Genomic DNA, 18,010 nt, shown 5'->3' with positions numbered 1-18,010 from the left:
ATAAAGATGGCATTTGGGGCTGAAAATGTTGAATGTTTTAAAAGCTTAATCAATCATCAAATCAACCAGTGCTTTCGCTGCTTTAGATTGGGTACGAGCAGGATGCCAAACCATGCCCAATTGACGCTTCATTTCTAAATCTAAATCTAAAGTTACCAAATCTTGACTGACCAAGGTTTTCGGCAGAACTGACCAACCCAGTCCAATGGAGGCCAACATTCGAATCGATTCAAGTGGGTTGTTGCTCATAGTAACTTTAGGTTTTAAGCCCTTTTTCTCAAACTCAGCCAAAGTAATTTGTGCCGTATAAGTATGCGAGGCTGGCAGTAAACTTGGATATTGCATCAGGTGCTCTAAGCTGAGATTTTTTTCAGACGCCAAAGGATGAAAGGCAGCAGCGACAAAAACCAGAGGATCATTCCAAAGTGGCACATAGTTTAAGCGATCATCTAAACTCGGCGGCAAAGTTAAAAATGCCAGTTCCAAATCTCCTGCAAGCACTTGTTCATGCGCTTGTTCAGAATCGACAAAATGCACATCTAATGTCACTTCTGGAAAGTCTTGAACATACGCTCTTAAATGCGCAGGCAAATGATGCAAGCCAATATGATGGCTGGTGCCAATCTTAAGCTTGCCTTTAATTTGGGTTTGATCGTGACTTAAGGTATGGTGAATATCACCCAGTTCATTCAGCCAGTTTTTAACTTTGGGCAGTAAAGAATGCGCGGCATGCGTGGCTTGAACCCCACGACCTGCAGATTCAAACAACTTTACGCCAAAATAATCCTCCAAGCTGTGAATACGTTTGGTCACCGCAGGCTGAGTAATAAACAGATGATCGGCTGCCATAGAAATTGACCCAGTTTCCATGACTTTTATAAAGGCTTCAAAGGCAGCAAGGTTCATGATCGATACCTATAAAAAATTTTTATGCATAATTGTATTGTTATGCTATTTAGAGAATAAATCAAAGCAAAAGTTGTATCCATTGATTTAAAACTGGACGTTTAATCATGTGAGTGCAAATTTGAATGTCTTTACTTGAATCATTTGATTCATTGAATAATAAAATTTTGCATACTTGAGTAAGGGTGTTGAGGTGCAATCAATTTTTTAACATCACGCATAAACCTCACATCAGTTGTATAAAGACAAGAGTGGGATAAAGACAGGAATTGAATAAAGACAAGAATTGAAAAAAAGACAGAGTTAAATAAAGACCATAAAAAAAACCACCCAATATGGGTGGTTCCAGAGGAACATCGACATGTATATCTTAAACAGTGGCTTCCTCACGTTGCTTTGAATCTTTACGTTCCCAAACTTTTTCATGGAAAAAGAAAGCGACAGCTTGAATCGTCGGTTCTAGTAGGCTTAGAGCGACAGCCATTGCAATACTACCTGTCACCAAATACCCGACTAACATCGCGACTAACATATGCATAATGTAATAGCTTAAGGTCTTTTTAAACATACGTTGATTGTTGTTAACAAATTTTTGAACGTGAATCATGTGATGTTCCTTTAAAGCTAAATGTCTTGTTGATTAAATAGTAATGATTCTCATTATTAATGTAAAGAAGTATATTTTGAATACAATAATCGATTTTTTAGATTGGGTTTCATTCGATTTTTAGAGAATATTTATTGGGAAGTTAGCATTCCAAAAAGTTTATAAACTAATAAAAATGATAAATTAGATTTATGTTAATTCGTGGTTATAATCAATTTAATGACAGAATTTACCCAGTCCAGTGGAGCACATCGACATGGCAGGCGAAAACCAAAAAGTAAAAACACAAACAGCAAAAACTTTGTATGACAAATTGTGGGATGATCACTTAGTAACACAACGTGATGATGGTTCAGCATTACTTTACATCGATCGTCATTTATTACATGAAGTAACCTCTCCACAAGCGTTCGAAGGCTTGCAATTGGCGGGTCGTAAACCTTGGCGTTTAAGTGCCAACGTTGCTACACCAGACCATAACGTACCGACTTCTAAAAAAGAGCGCTCTGAAGGCATCTCTGGTATTGAAGACGATACCTCACGTATTCAAGTGCAAACTTTAGATGATAACTGTAAGACTTTTAATGTTGTTCAGTTTGACATTAACGATGTTCGTCAAGGGATCGCACACGTGGTTGGGCCTGAGCAAGGTTTAACGTTGCCGGGTATGACTGTTGTATGTGGTGACTCACATACGGCGACGCATGGTGCGTTTGGTTGTTTGGCACATGGGATCGGCACATCAGAAGTTGAACACGTATTGGCAACCCAATGTTTAGTTCAAAAGAAAATGAAAAACATGTTGGTGCGTGTTGACGGTAAATTAGGTCAGGGCGTAACACCTAAAGATGTCGTGTTAGCGATTATCGGTAAAATCGGTACTGCGGGTGGTACAGGTCACGCGATTGAGTTTGGTGGTCAAGTCTTCCGTGATATGTCGATTGAAGGCCGCATGACGGTTTGTAATATGGCAATCGAAGGCGGTGCCCGTGTGGGTATGGTTGCTGTTGATGAAAAAACCATTGAATACGTAAAAGGTCGTCCATATGCACCTAAGGGTGAGCAGTGGGATGCCGCAGTAGAATATTGGAATACATTACATTCTGATGAAGATGCACACTTTGATACAGTGGTTGTATTACAAGGTGAAGAGATTGAACCACAAGTCTCTTGGGGTACATCGCCAGAGATGGTGATTCCTGTTTCTCAAGCAGTACCAACATTAGATCAAGCCAAAGATGATGTACAACGTAATGACTGGACACGTGCATATCACTATATGGGATTAAATGGTGGTCAGGCTTTGGCTGATATCCAATTAGATCGTGTATTTATTGGTTCGTGCACAAACTCTCGTATTGAAGATATTCGTGAAGCTGCAAAAATTGCCCAAGGTAAGAAAGTTGCTTCTACCATCAAACAAGCGATGGTGGTTCCGGGTTCTGGTTTAGTCAAAGCGCAAGCAGAAGCTGAAGGTTTAGATAAGATTTTAGTTGAAGCAGGTTTTGAATGGCGTGAGCCGGGTTGTTCAATGTGTTTAGCAATGAATGCTGACAAATTACAACCGGGTGAGCATTGTGCATCAACCTCTAACCGTAACTTCGAAGGTCGTCAGGGGAATGGCGGTCGTACGCATTTGGTCAGCCCAGCAATGGCGGCGGCAGCTGCAATTGCAGGTCATTTTGTTGATGTACGCAGTTTCTAAAAATCCCCCTCAGTCCCCCTTTTAGAAAAGGGGGAAGTTCCCCTCTCATATAAAGAGGGGTTAGGGGAGATTTAAAGTAATGATATTCTTTAGGAATAAAGACAATGAAAAAATATACCGTTGAACAAGGTATCGTTGCACCATTAGACCGTGCCAATGTTGATACCGATTTAATCATTCCAAAACAGTTTTTGAAGTCCATTAAACGCACAGGTTTTGGCGAAAACTTATTTGATGAATTACGTTATTTGGATGAAGGTTATTTGGGTTTAGATAACTCTAAACGTCCTAAAAACCCTGATTTTGCGTTGAATCAACCACGTTACCAAGGTGCTTCAATCTTAATTTCACGTGCAAACTTTGGTTGTGGTTCAAGCCGTGAACATGCGCCATGGGCATTGGAAGAATACGGTTTCCGTACCGTGATTGCGCCAAGCTATGCGGACATTTTCTTTAATAATAGCTTTAAAAACGGCATGTTGCCTGTGATCTTATCTGAAGAGATTGTTGATCAACTCTTTAAAGAATGTTTCGCGACTGAAGGTTATCAACTTACGATTGACCTTGAAGCACAAGAAGTACGTACACCATCGGGTGAAAGCTTTAAATTTGAAGTTGATCCGTTCCGTAAGCATTGCTTACTCAATGGTTTAGATGATATCGGTTTAACTTTACAAGCTGGCGATGACATTCGTGCTTATGAAGAAAAAACCAAAGCAAGTCGTCCTTGGGTTTTTCAAGAGATTCGTGGCTAATCGTTTATGCCCTAGCCGTAGGGCTTAACTCTTGCTAATATCATTCGAAAATAATTTCAATATTTTCAAGAATGAGCGAGGTTGGGCCCACGTCATGGCGAAAGTTTTTAAACACTTAGCTGTAGTTGGACTTACTGCGTCAACTTTAGTCGGTTGTCAAAGTATTGATACAGCACGTATTAAACACGTGAAAGAAACAGAGCAAAGTAGGTTAAATGCCTTAATTTACTGTTCTGGCACAGCGGCCTGTGAGTTCGAGCGCTTGAATCAAACCCCTGTGATCGATTCAAAAACTCAACGATTAGATAACAAGGCAGTGAAAGCAGGAATTGTGCGTCTAAAAGCCAATTCTTTAAATCATTCAAATGTCTTATATCTTTCAGTCCCTGCTGGTCAACATGAGGTTGTCGTTCGTTTCTATCCGATTTCAAAAGATAAAGCGGAAACACTTCATTTGATTCATCGGTTTAATGCACAAACTCAATATACGCTTGATATGTTTCGAGAGCGAAGCAGAGAGAGAGGAAGCTTGCTTAATATGTCAGCACCAGAACCGCTTTGTGTTGATTTAAAGCAAGAAAAGCGAACCATACGTCGTTTCTGCAAACCGTATAACGTACTCAATGGTTTGGGTGAGTTTGTAGAAAAGAAAAATTTTAAATCCCGTTAGTCTAGAACTAACATTAAAAATGGAATAACTCATGTCTAAACATATTTTGATTTTAGCTGGTGATGGTATTGGTCCAGAGATTGTAAAAGCTGCTGAGCAGGTTCTTACAAGTGTGAATGAAAAATTCAATTTAGGTTTAACATGGGAACAAGGTCTTTTAGGTGGAGCAGCGATTGATGCACATGGTTCACCTTATCCAGAAATCACATCTCAACAAGCTCAAAAAGCCGATGCACTTTTATTAGGCGCTGTGGGTGGTCCAAAATGGGATACCATTGAGCGCTCAATTCGCCCAGAACGTGGCTTATTGAAATTACGTAGTGAACTTAATCTTTTTGCGAACTTGCGCCCTGCGATTCTTTATCCGCAATTGGCAGATGCTTCCAGCTTGAAGCCTGAAATTGTATCTGGTTTGGATATCCTCATCGTTCGTGAATTAACGGGTGGTATTTATTTCGGTCAGCCACGTGGTATTCGTGAACTTGAAAATGGCGAAAAGCAAGGTTTCAACACTGACGTCTATTCAGAGTCTGAAATCAATCGTATTGCTAAAGTTGCCTTTGAAATGGCTCAACTTCGCGGTGGTAAAGTATGTTCAGTGGATAAAGCGAATGTACTGGAAGTCACTGAACTTTGGAAACAAACTGTCACAGCTTTAAAAGAAGCTGAATATCCAGAAATCAACTTATCGCACATGTATGTCGACAATGCGGCAATGCAGTTGGTGCGTGCACCGAAACAGTTTGATGTGATTGTAACATCGAACTTATTTGGTGATATTTTGTCTGATGAAGCTGCAATGTTGACAGGTTCAATTGGTATGTTGCCATCGGCGTCATTAGATGAAAATGGTAAGGGCATGTACGAACCATGTCATGGTTCTGCACCAGATATCGCAGGTCAAAATATTGCAAATCCATTAGCGACAATTTTATCTGTTGCAATGATGCTTCGTTATACCTTCCGTGAAGAAGCGGCTGCAAAAGCAATTGAAGATGCAGTAGGCAATGTATTGGACCAAGGTTTACGTACAGCAGATATTATGTCTGAAGGCATGAACAAGGTGGGTACGATTGAAATGGGTCAAGCTGTTGTTGCTGCATTGAACTAATTCAAAAGATTTCTTGAAAAGTTAAAAAAAACGTAGCTTTGGCTGCGTTTTTTTATGCTTAATCATCTAGATGATTTGAGTTGTTTTGAACATAGATCAGTATTTCATTCAAAATCATTTTAAATAAGAACAGTCATTATAAGAACAGTCGTTTGATCTGCGTACCTCAGCAAGCTTTACCTTTCATTGATACAGATTGCACACTATTATTTTTCAACACAAAAATGAGATTGCAGGGTTGCTTGGTCTTGTAATTATTGTCGGCTGAAGCAATCTGTACAGGGATCATGACGCCACGGCTATCCATGACCATATTTCCAGCAGGGATAGGAAGACTCAGCATACGATCAAAGCTGAAAATTGCTCGTTCAGGTGTAATGATTGGGTTGGGTTTGAGTTGAATGTCGAAAGCGTCAAGATTGAAATTTTGTTTCAGCTGGTTGATGTCTTGCCCGACATATTGATTGAGAGAGAGCGCAAGACTGTGTTTATTTTGCTGATGAGTTATTTGACAAGCACTGAGTGTAAGACCAATGCAAATGATGAAAGCCAATCGACTATAACTGTATAAAAGTAGTTTTGTAGGTGGGTTGACGTATAGCTTCATTGGAAATGCCTTTTTGCATCGATTATCGTTATAGATCAGTCCTTTTTGAATCGCTTCCGAATCGTGAGCCATTTATTCTAGATATAACATTTTTCATTTTTCATTTTGCTGTTTAGTCATAATACATAAAGTCGTCAAAGACGCGTATAAAAATGAATAATAAGCAGTGATTAGAAAATATGAAAAAATACTTTTTTGATGGTGGCTGTGGTTTGGTCAGGTGTCACTTATGCGGATCATTGTGATCAGGCACGTAATACTTACGATGACATTTACTGTACGAATAAAGTATATGCAAGTACGGATGCCGAGCTAAATAAAATTATCAACTGTTACGAACAAAGTTAAACAGTCATCAAAAAGCCATTCTGAAAACTTCACAATTCAGCTGGATTCGAGAACGCGTGAGGGGAATGTATAACGCTTGGATGTAAAACATCAGCTTTACACCGATAAAAAAGAGCCACAAAAAAAGCCACTTAACGTGGCTTTTCGCTTACTAACACTTAGCGTGCACGGTAAGTAATGCGACCCTTAGATAAATCGTAAGGAGTCATTTCTACTTTAACACTGTCGCCAGTCAAAATACGAATATAGTGTTTACGCATTTTACCAGAAATGTGTGCAATTACTTCGTGACCGTTTTCTAAACGTACACGGAACATAGTATTAGGAAGCGTTTCGGTGACAACGCCTTCGAACTCGATAAGTTCCTCTTTATTGGCCATAGCCTACCTGATAGATCAAATTGGAAAGGCGCAAATTATAGTCAAAAAAATGGGAAAATACAAGGTTAAACGCTGTTTGGTGAATGTATCTGTAGTCAAAATAGGCGAACAAACAAATAAAATAATTAAACAAAAATATGCTTAACTGTGTTGTCAGTTTGGTCAATCGACTGTAATCTAAATTAAAAGTTTTAAGTAAATATTAATAACATACAAGGAAGGGCACTGCGTGAGTCAGCTAACTGATGCTTCGGTTGTTTTGCGATTAGGCTATCAAGCGATTCGTCGTGCTGGATTGCCGACCGAAGAAATATTAACAAAAGCCGGTGTTGCCTTGAATCAAGTTGATCAAAATGCACGTACACCATTGAGCGCACAGTATGCTTTTTGGGTTGCGGCAGAAGAAGTCAGCAAGGATCCAGACATTGGTTTACATCTTGGTGAACACTTGCCACTGTATCGTGGACAAGTGATTGAGCACCTTTTTATTTCATCTGAAAATTTTGGTGAGGGGCTTAAACGTGCTTTGGCTTACCAACGTTTAATCTCCGATGCATTTCATGCCAAATTGGTGATTGATGATGATCGTTGCTATTTGACCAATGGTGTTCAGCCTTGGGCAGACAGTTTGGTCAATCGACATTTTTCTGAATGCGCGCTGTCGGGAATTTTAAGATTCTTTAAATTTATTACAGAGGGTCGCTTTGAGCCGATTTATATCGACTTTAATTTCCAAGAAGGTGCAGCTGATGATGAATACTTGCGCGTTTATGAATGTCCTGTAAGTTTAGGTCAAAAAGAAACACGTTTATACTTTGATTCTTCTATTCTTGATTATCCGCTTTGGCAAGCCGAACCTGAGTTGTTGCAACTGCATGAACAGCTGGCGATTGAAAAACTTCAAGAACTCGCACGCTATGATCTGGTGGGTGAAGTTCGTCGTGCGATTGGGTCAACTTTGGAAAGTGGTGAAACGACTTTAGAAACGGTGGCAGCACAGCTCAATATTACGCCACGTCGTTTAAGAACGCAGTTGTCTGAGGCAAATACCAGTTTTCAACAAATTTTATCCGACTATCGTTGTCGATTAGCGAAGAAGCTTTTGGCGAATACTAACGAGAGTGTTGAACGTATTGTTTATTTAACAGGGTTTTCTGAGCCAAGTACGTTCTACCGTGCATTTAAGCGTTGGACCAATGAAACGCCTGTTGAATATCGAAAACGTAAACAGCGCTAATTGATCGTTTTAATCCCTCCAAACATGGAGGGATTTTTATTGATAGACATTAAAAAGAAATCGGAATTTTCAAATCTAAATCAGCTGATTTTCTATTGAGTCTATTTGGGGAAATCTATTCAGGCATATTCAGCCAATGTGGTCCCAAAGGTCGCTTAGGTAGATTAAAGCGCTCTGGATAGTCCGCATGGATGAAATAAAGACCATCTGGTGGTGCAGTCACCCCAGCTGCTTTTCGATCTTCAGCGGCGAATATGGCATCAATATGATCAACGTCGTACATCTCTTGTCCGATTTCAAGCAAACAACCCATAATGTTACGAACCATGTGGTGTAAAAAACCATCTGCTTGAATATCTAAAACCAAATAAGCGCCATGTTGAGTCAGTCGGCAATGTGACACTGTTCTGACGGGTTGATTGGACTGACACGCAGCTGCACGGAAGCTTTCAAAGTTATGGGTCCCTTCAAACTTGGTGGCCGCTTGGATCATTTTTTGAATATTGAGGGGGGCATGGACGTGTGTGACTTGCTTATGTAACAAGGCAGGGCGTACTTGATGGTTATATACCACATAGCGATAACGTCTGGCTTGAGCTTTATGGCGGGCATGAAATTCAGGATCCATTTGTCGAACCCATTGAATCGAGATATCTTTAGGCAACAGGCTATTTGAACCGAGTAACCAGCCATCAATAGGACGGATTGCGTTAGTATCAAAGTGCGCCACCATATTGGTTGCATGCACGCCTGCATCTGTGCGACCAGCACCTTGCAGTTGAATCGGTTCATTAGCAACTTTTGATAGCGCATGTTCAATGGTTTCTTGAAGACAAACGACGCCCGCTTGTTGAGTTTGCCAGCCACGATAATTCATACCGTTAAACTCAATACCCACTGCCAAACGCTGCATAATGACCTCTATTTTCAACATTGATACCAATGGTCATGCCATTGATCCTTAGAGGGGTATTGTAAATACATTTTTAAAATTTTGGCATAAAGATCGGCATGACTCTGGGTATTGTTAATCAAAATATTGGCTTGAATAACCCATTGGCTGACTGCGTAGCGTTGATCCAGTCCCCCGAAAGGCACTTGAGTGTCTAAAATCACAGCACAATTTTTGTTTTGGAGTTGAATCAATTTCTCTAGGATTTCATCATTCACCGCAATATTGCCCGTGCCGTAGCCTTGCAGAATCAGAACATCAGGAGCCTGATCAATGAATACATCTAAGTTTTTCGACAATTGTTCAAGTTCAATCGGCTGTATCGTCCAATTGATCAAATTGAGTTTCTGGATCTGTTGAATGTGTTGTTCTTCAATTAAAAAAGGATTTTGCTGAAGTGAAGTTAAATGTTGCTGATAATTCATGCCTGAAAAAGCGTCTAATGCTGTGCTATGGACTTTTTGTACTGAGTTGGCATGCATGATTTTATGGTGAAATGCCACATAAACCCCAGGTTCTACTTTCAACATTCCTTCAATGGCTGTGTTCAGGTTTTCCAGCGCATCGGTAAATGTTCGAAGATCGTTGCCTTCTACATTCAGTAATGGGTATTGGCTTGCCGTCAATATGACATGGCTACTTTGTTGTAAGAATCGGCTTAGGGTGGCGGCAGCGTAACTCAAGGTGTCTGTACCATGAATCACAATGAAGTGTTGATATTCTTGAGTGTGTAGATATTGAATTTGTTGAGTCAGTTGTAACCAGTCTGAAGCTGTACAAGCACTGCTATCCTTCACCGTATGTGCAGTGAAAAATTCGATTTGGGCATGTTGCGGTAAAATTCGTTTTAATTGCGGTTTAAAATCAATTTCTGGCATAGGGCTCAAAGGCTCACCAATACAACCAAAAGTACCGCCCATATAAATGAGTGCAATTTTTTTCATAAAGTAGTGCTCACAAAAAAGCAGCCATGAATGACTGCTTATGTTAAGCGTAATTGTATTAAGAAGCTATTTGCTTGAGTAATTGTTGTGAACGGTGACGTTGTTCAGTAGAGAAGAAAGCTTCATCCGCACTCAGTAACTTTTTAGCCGCTTCATAAGCACCCAATTCAATATAACGACTTGCAAGATCTAGATTGAGTTGAATTTCATTGACCTTTAATAATTCAGGGAATGATTGCGCCAATGGATCATTGGCATCCGCTAAAGAGCTAGGATCAACTTCTGGCTCAATAAAAGATGGCGCAATTTCAATTTTTTGAGTTTCAAAAGCGAGTGAATTCGGATCAGCTGAAATTGGAGTGTCTAAACTGAAGTGGAAATCAGTAGCAGCGCTAATTGGTAATTCACTGTCTAATTTAAACTCATTTGAAGGCTGTTCAGTTTTTTCTTCAGAAATAGAAGGAGTATTGAAAACAAAATCTTCAGTAGGAACAACAGGCTCTTCTTCAACTTTGCTTTCAACAGGTGTTGAGAAATCAAATTCGAGCGGAGCAATATCTGCTTTTGAAATATCGTCTGCAGGTTTTTCAAGTGTTTCAGGAGTAAAGCTGACATCATTGCTTACTGTGTCAGAGCTTAAGTCAAACTCAACTGCTTGAGGCGCTTCAACAGGTTTCTTCGCTTCAAAAGAATACTCAATAGGCTCAAGATCTTTTTTCTCAACAGGTGTTACATTGAAATCAGGTTGTATGCTATCAAAAGATGCGTTACCAATATTTTGAGCAGGTGTTGAGGTGCTAATGAGCTCATCAAAGGCAGCATCTGATTTAAGACTTTGAGTTGCTACAGGAGCTATGGTCGCAGCAGGTGTTGAAATAGGTTCTGAAGGCTTTGATACGTTTGCTTGGGCACGCTGTTGATTTGCTTCAGCTTGATCAGCAATGTCATGCAAACCTAAAGAGCGTAAGTAATTGATTAACTGCTTAATCGCAAAATCATCTTTTTGCGCAACATGAATTTCAAGTAAATATAGATATAATTCGTGTTGTGAATTGTCATGATTCAAGGCTTGGTTAATTTTTGCTTCAGCAGCAAAATAATTTTCAGCTTTGATTAGGTTTTCAATACTCGAACGAACTTCAGGGTCGAGCGTTGTTGGTGCTGATTCCGTTGCTACAGGGGTAGTCGTAACGTTGGTTGGAATGCTTGAAGATCGACCAGTGCGATTAGATGCATTTTTACTGACTTTCTTATTCGCAGTTTTCTTGCCTTTATCAGATGATGACTCATTGTTTGCACTTTCACGCTTTTTCAAAACGACGGCAACAATAAGTATTAATAAACAAGGAATTAGTATATACAACATATTTTTACCCCTTCATTGAAACCAATGAAAATTATTCCTTAAAATAAATTTAGTTAACAGGCTTATTCGCTTGATTCTTTTTTTGCAATTGTTGCTGTAATTGAGCAAGTCTCGCATTTAATAGTTGAATTCTCTGATCTTTCTGCTGAATGGCCAAGCTGAGTTGAGAGACATTCTGCTGTAATTTAACTGTTTTTTGTCGAGCTGTCATAACTTTTGAAGATAATTCTGGAGTTGTCTGATTTTTCGACGTTTTTTCTTTAGCAGCGCCTTGAGCTGAATCTTGTTTAGTTCCAGTGACAAGCTTCATTTCTGCTTGGCTCAATTTATACTTCTCTTTACCCGACTGAGGTTGACCAGCGGTTGTATTCATTGGGCGAGCTTTAGCCGCTTTGGGTGCAGGCATGCTGTTTGCAGCTGCTAAATTTAATGCTACCCCACGACGAATACGATTGATATTGCCACCAATGAAAGCATGTTCATTATTGGCCTTAATTTGTTGCATTACTTCAGGAATGCTTTGATTGGTTTGGGTTGCAACACGCGAAGCAATTTTCCATAAAGATTCATTGTTTTGAACCACATGTGCTTTTTCTAAAGCAGGACCATGCATTGGTTTAGGTTCCGGACGAACTTTAGCAGACGTTTTCGCTGTCTCAGTTACTGGAGCTTTAACTTCCGTTTTTGATGGAGAGTCTACCGGCTTAGATAGGTTTTGCTGTGCAGATAACGCTTGTTTTGGTGCTGAAATCGTAGGAGTAGGTTGCGTTGAAGCAGGTCTTAATGTTTCCGAGATGGTCAGCGTCGAAGGGAGTGATTGAACCATCGCGATAGACGGTTGTTCATATGATTGTGCAACAGCACTATTTACAGGATCAGGTGTTTGATGATTAGCGGGTTGAACAGTATTGACTGGCGCAGGCATGACCTGCGTTGACGTTTGATTATTTAAAGGCGGTGCAGGTGAAACATTGATCGCAAGCGGAACACTCATCGTATTCGCTGAAGAGTAAGAGACTTGTGGTGCTGATTTTGGAGTTGAATCAGTGGCTACTCTTGCTTGAGAGGTATTTGATGTCACATTGTATTGCGTACTCATGGGTAAATTGAGCGCAATATCTTTATCACTGACAACGGTCTGTGGAATCAATGACGTTTCTTTATTGGTCATTTGTGGTTTTTGCGCAGCAACTGCTGGACGATTCAATCTGGTTTTAATTTGTTGAATATGCGTTGCACTGCCTTCCTTAATCTTGACCAGAATATTGAGTTCAGATTCCACCATTGGGCGTGAAGAAGTGATCACGATGACGCCAGAACCATCGCTTGATTTACGCGTAAAGAAGTTCAGGTGACCCGGAGGTTGATGACCGATACCAAGGCGAATAAGATCATTAGATTCAGCTAAACTTGCTTCGATTCGAGCATTTGGGTCAGCATTACGAAATTTCATTTCTGCATAGAGTAGGTTACCTGCTCCTGATTGAACTTCAATCGGATCAAGGGTTAAAGCATAAGCAGTAGGGGTTGTTATAATAGCTAAAATGGCAATTTTTAATTTGTTATATACAGGCATCTCGATCCATTGTTCTGACAAGATTTCAGGGCAATATGTCATACAATACCTAGTTGTAATAAGAATGTAAAATCTTAACATTGTAGTTACAAAAAAAAGCCGATCAAATGTGATCGGCTTTTCAGTTTTAGAAGAGAATTTCTAAAAATTAAGCGTTCTTATATTCAATTAAGATGCGTAACATACGGCGTAAAGGTTCTGCAGCACCCCAAAGCAATTGGTCACCCACTGTGAATGCACCTAAGTATTCTTTACCCATGTTCATCTTACGTAGACGACCCACTGGAACTGTTAATGTGCCAGTGACTGCCACAGGGGTAAGATCAGTCATAGATGCTTCACGTGTATTTGGAACCACTTTTGCCCACTGGCTAGACTGACGAACCATATCTTCAATCTCGTTCAATGGAACGTCTTTCTTAAGCTTCAATGTAATGGCTTGAGAGTGGCAACGCATTGCGCCGATACGAACACAATGACCATCAATTGGAACAATTTGCTGGTTGCCTAAGATCTTGTTGGTTTCAACCTGACCTTTCCATTCTTCTTTCGACTGACCGCTTTCAAGCTGTTTATCGATATATGGAATGAGCGAGCCCGCTAAAGGCACACCAAAGTTAGCTGATGGAAAACCTTCACCACGTTGTAGTGCTGCAATTTTAGAATCAATGTCTAAAATTGGAGATTTAGGATCATCAAGCAAATCTTGAGTATTGTTATATAAATAACCCATACCTGTGATCAATTCACGCATGTTTTGCGCGCCAGCACCTGAGGCTGCTTGATAGGTCATAGACGTTGCCCATTCAACCAAATTATTTTGGAAGAGTGAACCTAAGCCCATCAACATTAAAGAAACTGTACAGTTACCGCCAACGAACGTTTTGGTACCTTTCACTAAGCCGTCTTTGATCACGTTCATGTTGACTGGATCAAGTACGATAATGGCTTCATCATCCATACGTAATGTCGATGCCGCATCAATCCAGTAACCATTCCAACCTTCAGCTTTCAGTTTAGGGAAAACCTCAGAAGTATAGTCGCCACCTTGACAGGTAATAATGACATCCATTTGCTTCAGACTGCTAATGTCTGTTGCATCCATAAGTGCAGGGGCAGTCTTACCGCCAAACGCAGGCGCTTCACCACCCGCATTACTGGTAGAGAAATAGAATGGCTCAAAATGAGCAAAATCATTCTCTTCAACCATACGTTGCATAAGGACGGAACCAACCATCCCGCGCCAACCGACCAGACCTACTTTCATGTCACTTTGCCTCGGTGCGTTAAAAATTAAAAGGGGGTTCGAGTGTATCAAAAGAGCAGTTTACTGCAATAGCTACACAATCAAAACATCAATATTATTGAGAGAAATAACTTGTTTATGATACATACAAAATTGATAAAGTTATGTTACGTCTTATAAAAAATTAAAATTTACAGATGAGTGAACAATATGATTTGGGTGGAAATTCTAGCAGGGTTTGTGATTTGGATTAGTTTTTGGTCACTCATACCGAGAGATGAATGGTGGTTTCGTGGTGCAGATTTTCCACGCTTACAAATTCTTGCATTAGGTATTATTACTTTTCTATTGATGATTTTTTGGCAAGAACCTTGGGATTTAACGCGTCAAATCATTTTCATTGCTTTGATTGCAGCGTTGGCTTACCAATTAAAAATGGTCTTGCCATATACTTTGATTTGGAAAAAACAAGTTAAGCAGGTTAAGCCTGAACAATTAGATCCAAATAAGCAGATCTCATTGATTGTCTCTAATGTACTGACCCCGAATACTAAATATCATTTACTGATTGAAGAAATTGAGAAATATCAGCCTGATTTGGTACTGACCTTAGAAACTGATCAAACTTGGCAGAATGAACTTTCTGTCATTGAAAAAGATTACCCGTATAGAGTGCCTGTGCCCTTAGATAATTTGTATGGAATGCATCTCTACAGTAAATTAAAGCTAAGTGATACAGAGATAAAGTTCATTCTCAGTGACGAAATTCCTTCGATTCATACGACGGTGACTTTACGATCTGGACAGTCTGTACAACTCTATTGCTTGCATCCGAAACCACCGAGTCCAACTGAAGCCAAAGATTCAACTTTGCGTGATGCGGAGCTACTGATTGTAGGTGATCAGATTAAAGATTTGGATGAAAGCTGTATTGTCATGGGCGACTTAAATGATGTGGCATGGTCACGTACCACGCGTTTATTTCAGCGTATCAGTGGATTGCTAGATCCGCGTGTTGGTCGGCATTATGTCAACACTTTTCATGCAGATTATCCATTATTAAGATGGTCATTGGATCATGTATTCCACAGTACTGATTTTGCTTTGGTCGATATGAAGCGTTTACCGCATATGGGGTCTGATCATTTTCCTGTGTATGTGGTTTTGCAAACGGGGCGCGTGTTTGAGCAAATTCAGGAAGAACTTGAACAGACTGAAGCAGATGAACAAGAGGCTCAAGAGGCGATTCAAGAGGGTATTGAAAAAGCAGAGCGTGAAGAAAAAATAGTGACAGATGAAATTGCGCAAGCCTACAAAAAGACTTAAATAAGATGGAAAAGCGTAAATGATCTTATTTGAGTGTTTAGTTGAGATTAATAGTGTTGTAAGCATATGCTCACACGGATTTAGGACTTAACGGCTAGAGTGACTATGAGAATCAGGATAATATTTAATCATCGGCACAAGGAGTGGGAAAGGAAAATCCCAATATGGAAGACGAAGCCGATGGAAGAGTCATCATGGATATGATGCAGGAATGGAAAGCCAAAAAATAACAATATGTTTTGAAAAGCACAACCCCATTGACCCGAGTTTTACAGGGAGTAGAACTCGGGTTAGTTGTTTTAGCTCATCACTTTTGATGCGATTTTAATAGCAGTTCCTGTTCCAGGAACGATAGTACTTGCAAGTTCTGCACTAAGTTCGATTAAGTTTTCTCGAGTGAATGCTTGATCAAAAGTGTTTTTAAACCAACTGCCATTTTCAATAATTTCACCTGTCAAACCATCTACTTCTATCACACCAATCTTATCTGCGGAAGACCAATGATATTCAAAAGCATATACAGGTCTAAAATATAAATATAATGATGTAATTTCTTCAGCATCATCTTGAATATTCGTTGCATTGATAATTTGATTTTGCAGTTCAGAACGAACAAGGCTTGTTAAAGAGTCAAGCGATAACAAGGGTTGTAAAACATTGTCTAAATCAACCTTCTCAACAGCAGAATGCTCAAATTTTTTAATATACTCTATGAAGACAGATTTTTTAATTTCTCTTTTTAACCCATCGAGGTAATTAGAGTATTCAATAGTTCGATGACATCTTTCAACAACTTGTATATCTATTTTCGCTTTATCCTGTTGACGCATGACAGGATAGGACTGGTCATGATTCTCTTGTTGATCTATTGTGATAGAAATCGCGTGTTGATTATGCACAGGAATCGCATAAGTTACGATACAGTTATAATTAACTGAACGCCTACTTTCTACAAACCAAAAGGGTTCATATCGGAGTATTTGATCTTTAAGTAGAACAGTTTCTTCAGTTGGACGTTTCAGAGGGTTAAACTTTGCAAACATTCCGAACGCATTGAGTTTTTTCTTTTCTGCTTGCTGTTTAGCCGAATCAAACTCGAAAATTTTTTTGAAGACAAAAATTTTATGATTTTCTGGTTTTACTTCAAGTTTTGACATTTTTCCTCAAATTTATTCTCTATCCTAATCCGATATTAGCTCATTTAATTGTGTATAGAAAAGCATCACAATTAAATGAGTTAGAATAAATTTATTTTGATGAAGCATTAATAAATCTGATTATAGCCTTCAGGGCGAGTTTTAAAACGACGATGAAACCACATGTATTGCGTGGGTGCGATACGAAGTTGGCGTTCAATGATCAGATTGGTACGCGTCGCATCAGCAAGCTCATCATCACTCGGCATCTGGTCTAATTCAGGCTCTACCAATATTTTGTATTGCGGATTTGAAATGTCACCATCGCGATAAAAATACAAGGGGATCGCTGCTGCTTTGGTCATTTTTAATAAACGTCGATGAGCGGTCACTGTCGCAGCAGGAGTACCAAAAAATGGTGCCATGACGCCTTGTTTTAACCCGAAGTCTTGATCAGGGCTGTACCAAATCGCCCGTCCATTCTTTAAATGACGGATCAACCCACGCATATCATCATGATCAATCTGATGGGTATAGATCGTTGCGCGACAGCGATAAATCAGCATATCCAATAAAGGATTATTTTGCGGACGATAAACCACATCTGGATCAAAGAATTGAGCACAGGCATAACCACCCGCATCGAGTAATGTTGAATGTGTACCGAGGAGTAATACACCACGACCTTCAGCTTGTGCTTTTTGGAGATGTTCAAGTCCCTCAATACTGACACGACCTTTAAACCATTTCGGGCTATACCATGCATTAAGGGTTTCAAAAACACCAAGCATTTGATCCACAAACACCAAGCGAGCATTGTCCTGAACTTGTTCAGCAGACCATTCAGGAAAACACACTTCTAAATTACGTACAGTCGTTTTACGACGTGACTTTAACGATTTAAAAGCAGTATTGCCCAATACACGTGCTAAACGATGCTGAATCGCCCACGGTAGAATTGCCAACAACATGAGAGAAATAATGCCAATCCAAACGCCCCAATACTTTGGCAATAGAAATGACCATTGAAATTCACCAGGCGTATAGGTGTGCTCTTGACTCATCTTGTTTAAAAATCTAGAAATATGTAGTGGCTGAGTTTAGCATGAAGCTGTTTTTGATATAAAACAGATCTCAA

General features: G+C 39.7%; 17 protein-coding genes and 1 pseudogene. 7 read left to right on the top strand and 11 right to left on the bottom strand.

Translation table 11 applies throughout. The features are described 5' to 3' along the window. Positions 1-45 precede the first annotated feature (45 nt). Positions 46-906 (bottom strand): LysR family transcriptional regulator, encoded by an 861-nt coding sequence (locus AC5YCE_RS06970; RefSeq protein ID WP_496171509.1) that lies wholly within the window; start codon positions 904-906, stop codon positions 46-48. Positions 907-1,276: 370 nt separating this feature from the next. Then, entirely contained in the window at positions 1,277-1,513 is a 237-nt protein-coding gene (locus AC5YCE_RS06965) for a DUF2061 domain-containing protein (RefSeq protein ID WP_496126654.1), read from the bottom strand. A 256-nt stretch (positions 1,514-1,769) separates the two neighbouring features. On the opposite strand from AC5YCE_RS06965, the gene leuC reads away from it, so the two are divergent. The 4 genes from leuC to leuB all read left to right on the top strand — a co-directional run bounded on the left by leuC (position 1,770) and on the right by leuB (position 5,754). After that, the gene (gene leuC / locus AC5YCE_RS06960) at positions 1,770-3,218 is read left to right on the top strand and encodes a 3-isopropylmalate dehydratase large subunit (RefSeq protein WP_496126655.1); all 1,449 of its coding nucleotides are present in this window, start codon (positions 1,770-1,772) and stop codon (positions 3,216-3,218) included. A 104-nt stretch (positions 3,219-3,322) separates the two neighbouring features. Then, positions 3,323-3,973, top strand: coding sequence for a 3-isopropylmalate dehydratase small subunit (gene leuD, locus AC5YCE_RS06955; RefSeq protein ID WP_496171508.1), 651 nt, complete (start codon positions 3,323-3,325; stop codon positions 3,971-3,973). A gap of 94 nt (positions 3,974-4,067) precedes the next feature. Beyond that, positions 4,068-4,643: a hypothetical protein gene (locus AC5YCE_RS06950; protein WP_496171507.1), complete on the top strand. Its 576-nt coding sequence runs from the start codon at positions 4,068-4,070 to the stop codon at positions 4,641-4,643. Positions 4,644-4,674: 31 nt separating this feature from the next. Next, the gene (gene leuB / locus AC5YCE_RS06945) at positions 4,675-5,754 is read left to right on the top strand and encodes a 3-isopropylmalate dehydrogenase (protein WP_496171506.1); all 1,080 of its coding nucleotides are present in this window, start codon (positions 4,675-4,677) and stop codon (positions 5,752-5,754) included. 166 nt (positions 5,755-5,920) lie between these two features. Here leuB and AC5YCE_RS06940 read toward each other — a convergent pair whose 3' ends face one another. Beyond that, entirely contained in the window at positions 5,921-6,433 is a 513-nt protein-coding gene (locus AC5YCE_RS06940) for a hypothetical protein (protein ID WP_496171505.1), read from the bottom strand. A 126-nt stretch (positions 6,434-6,559) separates the two neighbouring features. On the opposite strand from AC5YCE_RS06940, the pseudogene AC5YCE_RS06935 reads away from it, so the two are divergent. Continuing rightward, positions 6,560-6,765, top strand: a pseudogene (locus tag AC5YCE_RS06935) (lysozyme inhibitor LprI family protein); the annotation flags it as partial. 102 nt (positions 6,766-6,867) lie between these two features. On the opposite strand, the gene infA reads toward AC5YCE_RS06935, so the two are convergent. Then, positions 6,868-7,089 carry a translation initiation factor IF-1 gene (gene infA, locus AC5YCE_RS06930; RefSeq protein WP_004692529.1) on the bottom strand — a complete coding sequence of 74 codons (222 nt, stop codon included), beginning with the start codon at positions 7,087-7,089 and terminating at the stop codon, positions 6,868-6,870. A gap of 229 nt (positions 7,090-7,318) precedes the next feature. On the opposite strand from infA, the gene AC5YCE_RS06925 reads away from it, so the two are divergent. After that, the gene (locus tag AC5YCE_RS06925; protein ID WP_496126660.1) at positions 7,319-8,326 is read left to right on the top strand and encodes an AraC family transcriptional regulator; all 1,008 of its coding nucleotides are present in this window, start codon (positions 7,319-7,321) and stop codon (positions 8,324-8,326) included. A 115-nt stretch (positions 8,327-8,441) separates the two neighbouring features. Here AC5YCE_RS06925 and truA read toward each other — a convergent pair whose 3' ends face one another. The 5 genes from truA to asd all read right to left on the bottom strand — a co-directional run bounded on the left by truA (position 8,442) and on the right by asd (position 14,431). Beyond that, positions 8,442-9,239 (bottom strand): tRNA pseudouridine(38-40) synthase TruA, encoded by a 798-nt coding sequence (gene truA / locus AC5YCE_RS06920; protein ID WP_496171504.1) that lies wholly within the window; start codon positions 9,237-9,239, stop codon positions 8,442-8,444. A 14-nt stretch (positions 9,240-9,253) separates the two neighbouring features. Further along, positions 9,254-10,222, bottom strand: a complete 969-nt coding sequence (locus AC5YCE_RS06915; RefSeq protein WP_496171503.1) for an asparaginase — start codon at positions 10,220-10,222, stop codon at positions 9,254-9,256. Positions 10,223-10,280: 58 nt separating this feature from the next. Beyond that, positions 10,281-11,588 carry a T4P machinery localization factor FimV gene (gene fimV, locus AC5YCE_RS06910; protein WP_496171502.1) on the bottom strand — a complete coding sequence of 436 codons (1,308 nt, stop codon included), beginning with the start codon at positions 11,586-11,588 and terminating at the stop codon, positions 10,281-10,283. Between the two features lie 49 nt (positions 11,589-11,637). Continuing rightward, complete coding sequence (locus tag AC5YCE_RS06905) at positions 11,638-13,206, bottom strand: FimV/HubP family polar landmark protein (RefSeq protein ID WP_496171501.1); 1,569 nt, start codon at positions 13,204-13,206, stop codon at positions 11,638-11,640. Between the two features lie 106 nt (positions 13,207-13,312). Then, positions 13,313-14,431, bottom strand: coding sequence for an aspartate-semialdehyde dehydrogenase (asd, locus tag AC5YCE_RS06900; RefSeq protein WP_496171500.1), 1,119 nt, complete (start codon positions 14,429-14,431; stop codon positions 13,313-13,315). Positions 14,432-14,620: 189 nt separating this feature from the next. On the opposite strand from asd, the gene AC5YCE_RS06895 reads away from it, so the two are divergent. Next, positions 14,621-15,736 carry an endonuclease/exonuclease/phosphatase family protein gene (locus AC5YCE_RS06895; protein ID WP_496171499.1) on the top strand — a complete coding sequence of 372 codons (1,116 nt, stop codon included), beginning with the start codon at positions 14,621-14,623 and terminating at the stop codon, positions 15,734-15,736. Between the two features lie 299 nt (positions 15,737-16,035). Here AC5YCE_RS06895 and AC5YCE_RS06890 read toward each other — a convergent pair whose 3' ends face one another. Next, positions 16,036-16,893 carry a hypothetical protein gene (locus AC5YCE_RS06890; protein WP_496171498.1) on the bottom strand — a complete coding sequence of 286 codons (858 nt, stop codon included), beginning with the start codon at positions 16,891-16,893 and terminating at the stop codon, positions 16,036-16,038. Positions 16,894-17,000: 107 nt separating this feature from the next. After that, positions 17,001-17,936: an LpxL/LpxP family acyltransferase gene (locus tag AC5YCE_RS06885; RefSeq protein WP_496171497.1), complete on the bottom strand. Its 936-nt coding sequence runs from the start codon at positions 17,934-17,936 to the stop codon at positions 17,001-17,003. Between the last annotated feature and the right edge of the window lie 74 nt (positions 17,937-18,010).

It is taken from the genome of Acinetobacter sp. CY79 (genome assembly GCF_059515845.1).
This window is presented reverse-complemented; position numbering and strand designations above follow the sequence as displayed.

Coding starts and splice junctions, on each gene's coding strand:
- AC5YCE_RS06970 (WP_496171509.1), bottom strand. CDS start 906: ATGAACCTTGCTGCCTTTGAAGCCTTTATAAAAGTCATGGAAACTGGG.
- AC5YCE_RS06965 (WP_496126654.1), bottom strand. CDS start 1,513: ATGATTCACGTTCAAAAATTTGTTAACAACAATCAACGTATGTTTAAA.
- leuC (WP_496126655.1), top strand. CDS start 1,770: ATGGCAGGCGAAAACCAAAAAGTAAAAACACAAACAGCAAAAACTTTG.
- leuD (WP_496171508.1), top strand. CDS start 3,323: ATGAAAAAATATACCGTTGAACAAGGTATCGTTGCACCATTAGACCGT.
- AC5YCE_RS06950 (WP_496171507.1), top strand. CDS start 4,068: ATGGCGAAAGTTTTTAAACACTTAGCTGTAGTTGGACTTACTGCGTCA.
- leuB (WP_496171506.1), top strand. CDS start 4,675: ATGTCTAAACATATTTTGATTTTAGCTGGTGATGGTATTGGTCCAGAG.
- AC5YCE_RS06940 (WP_496171505.1), bottom strand. CDS start 6,433: ATGGCTCACGATTCGGAAGCGATTCAAAAAGGACTGATCTATAACGAT.
- infA (WP_004692529.1), bottom strand. CDS start 7,089: ATGGCCAATAAAGAGGAACTTATCGAGTTCGAAGGCGTTGTCACCGAA.
- truA (WP_496171504.1), bottom strand. CDS start 9,239: ATGCAGCGTTTGGCAGTGGGTATTGAGTTTAACGGTATGAATTATCGT.
- AC5YCE_RS06915 (WP_496171503.1), bottom strand. CDS start 10,222: ATGAAAAAAATTGCACTCATTTATATGGGCGGTACTTTTGGTTGTATT.
- fimV (WP_496171502.1), bottom strand. CDS start 11,588: ATGTTGTATATACTAATTCCTTGTTTATTAATACTTATTGTTGCCGTC.
- AC5YCE_RS06905 (WP_496171501.1), bottom strand. CDS start 13,206: ATGACATATTGCCCTGAAATCTTGTCAGAACAATGGATCGAGATGCCT.
- asd (WP_496171500.1), bottom strand. CDS start 14,431: ATGAAAGTAGGTCTGGTCGGTTGGCGCGGGATGGTTGGTTCCGTCCTT.
- AC5YCE_RS06895 (WP_496171499.1), top strand. CDS start 14,621: ATGATTTGGGTGGAAATTCTAGCAGGGTTTGTGATTTGGATTAGTTTT.
- AC5YCE_RS06890 (WP_496171498.1), bottom strand. CDS start 16,893: ATGTCAAAACTTGAAGTAAAACCAGAAAATCATAAAATTTTTGTCTTC.
- AC5YCE_RS06885 (WP_496171497.1), bottom strand. CDS start 17,936: ATGAGTCAAGAGCACACCTATACGCCTGGTGAATTTCAATGGTCATTT.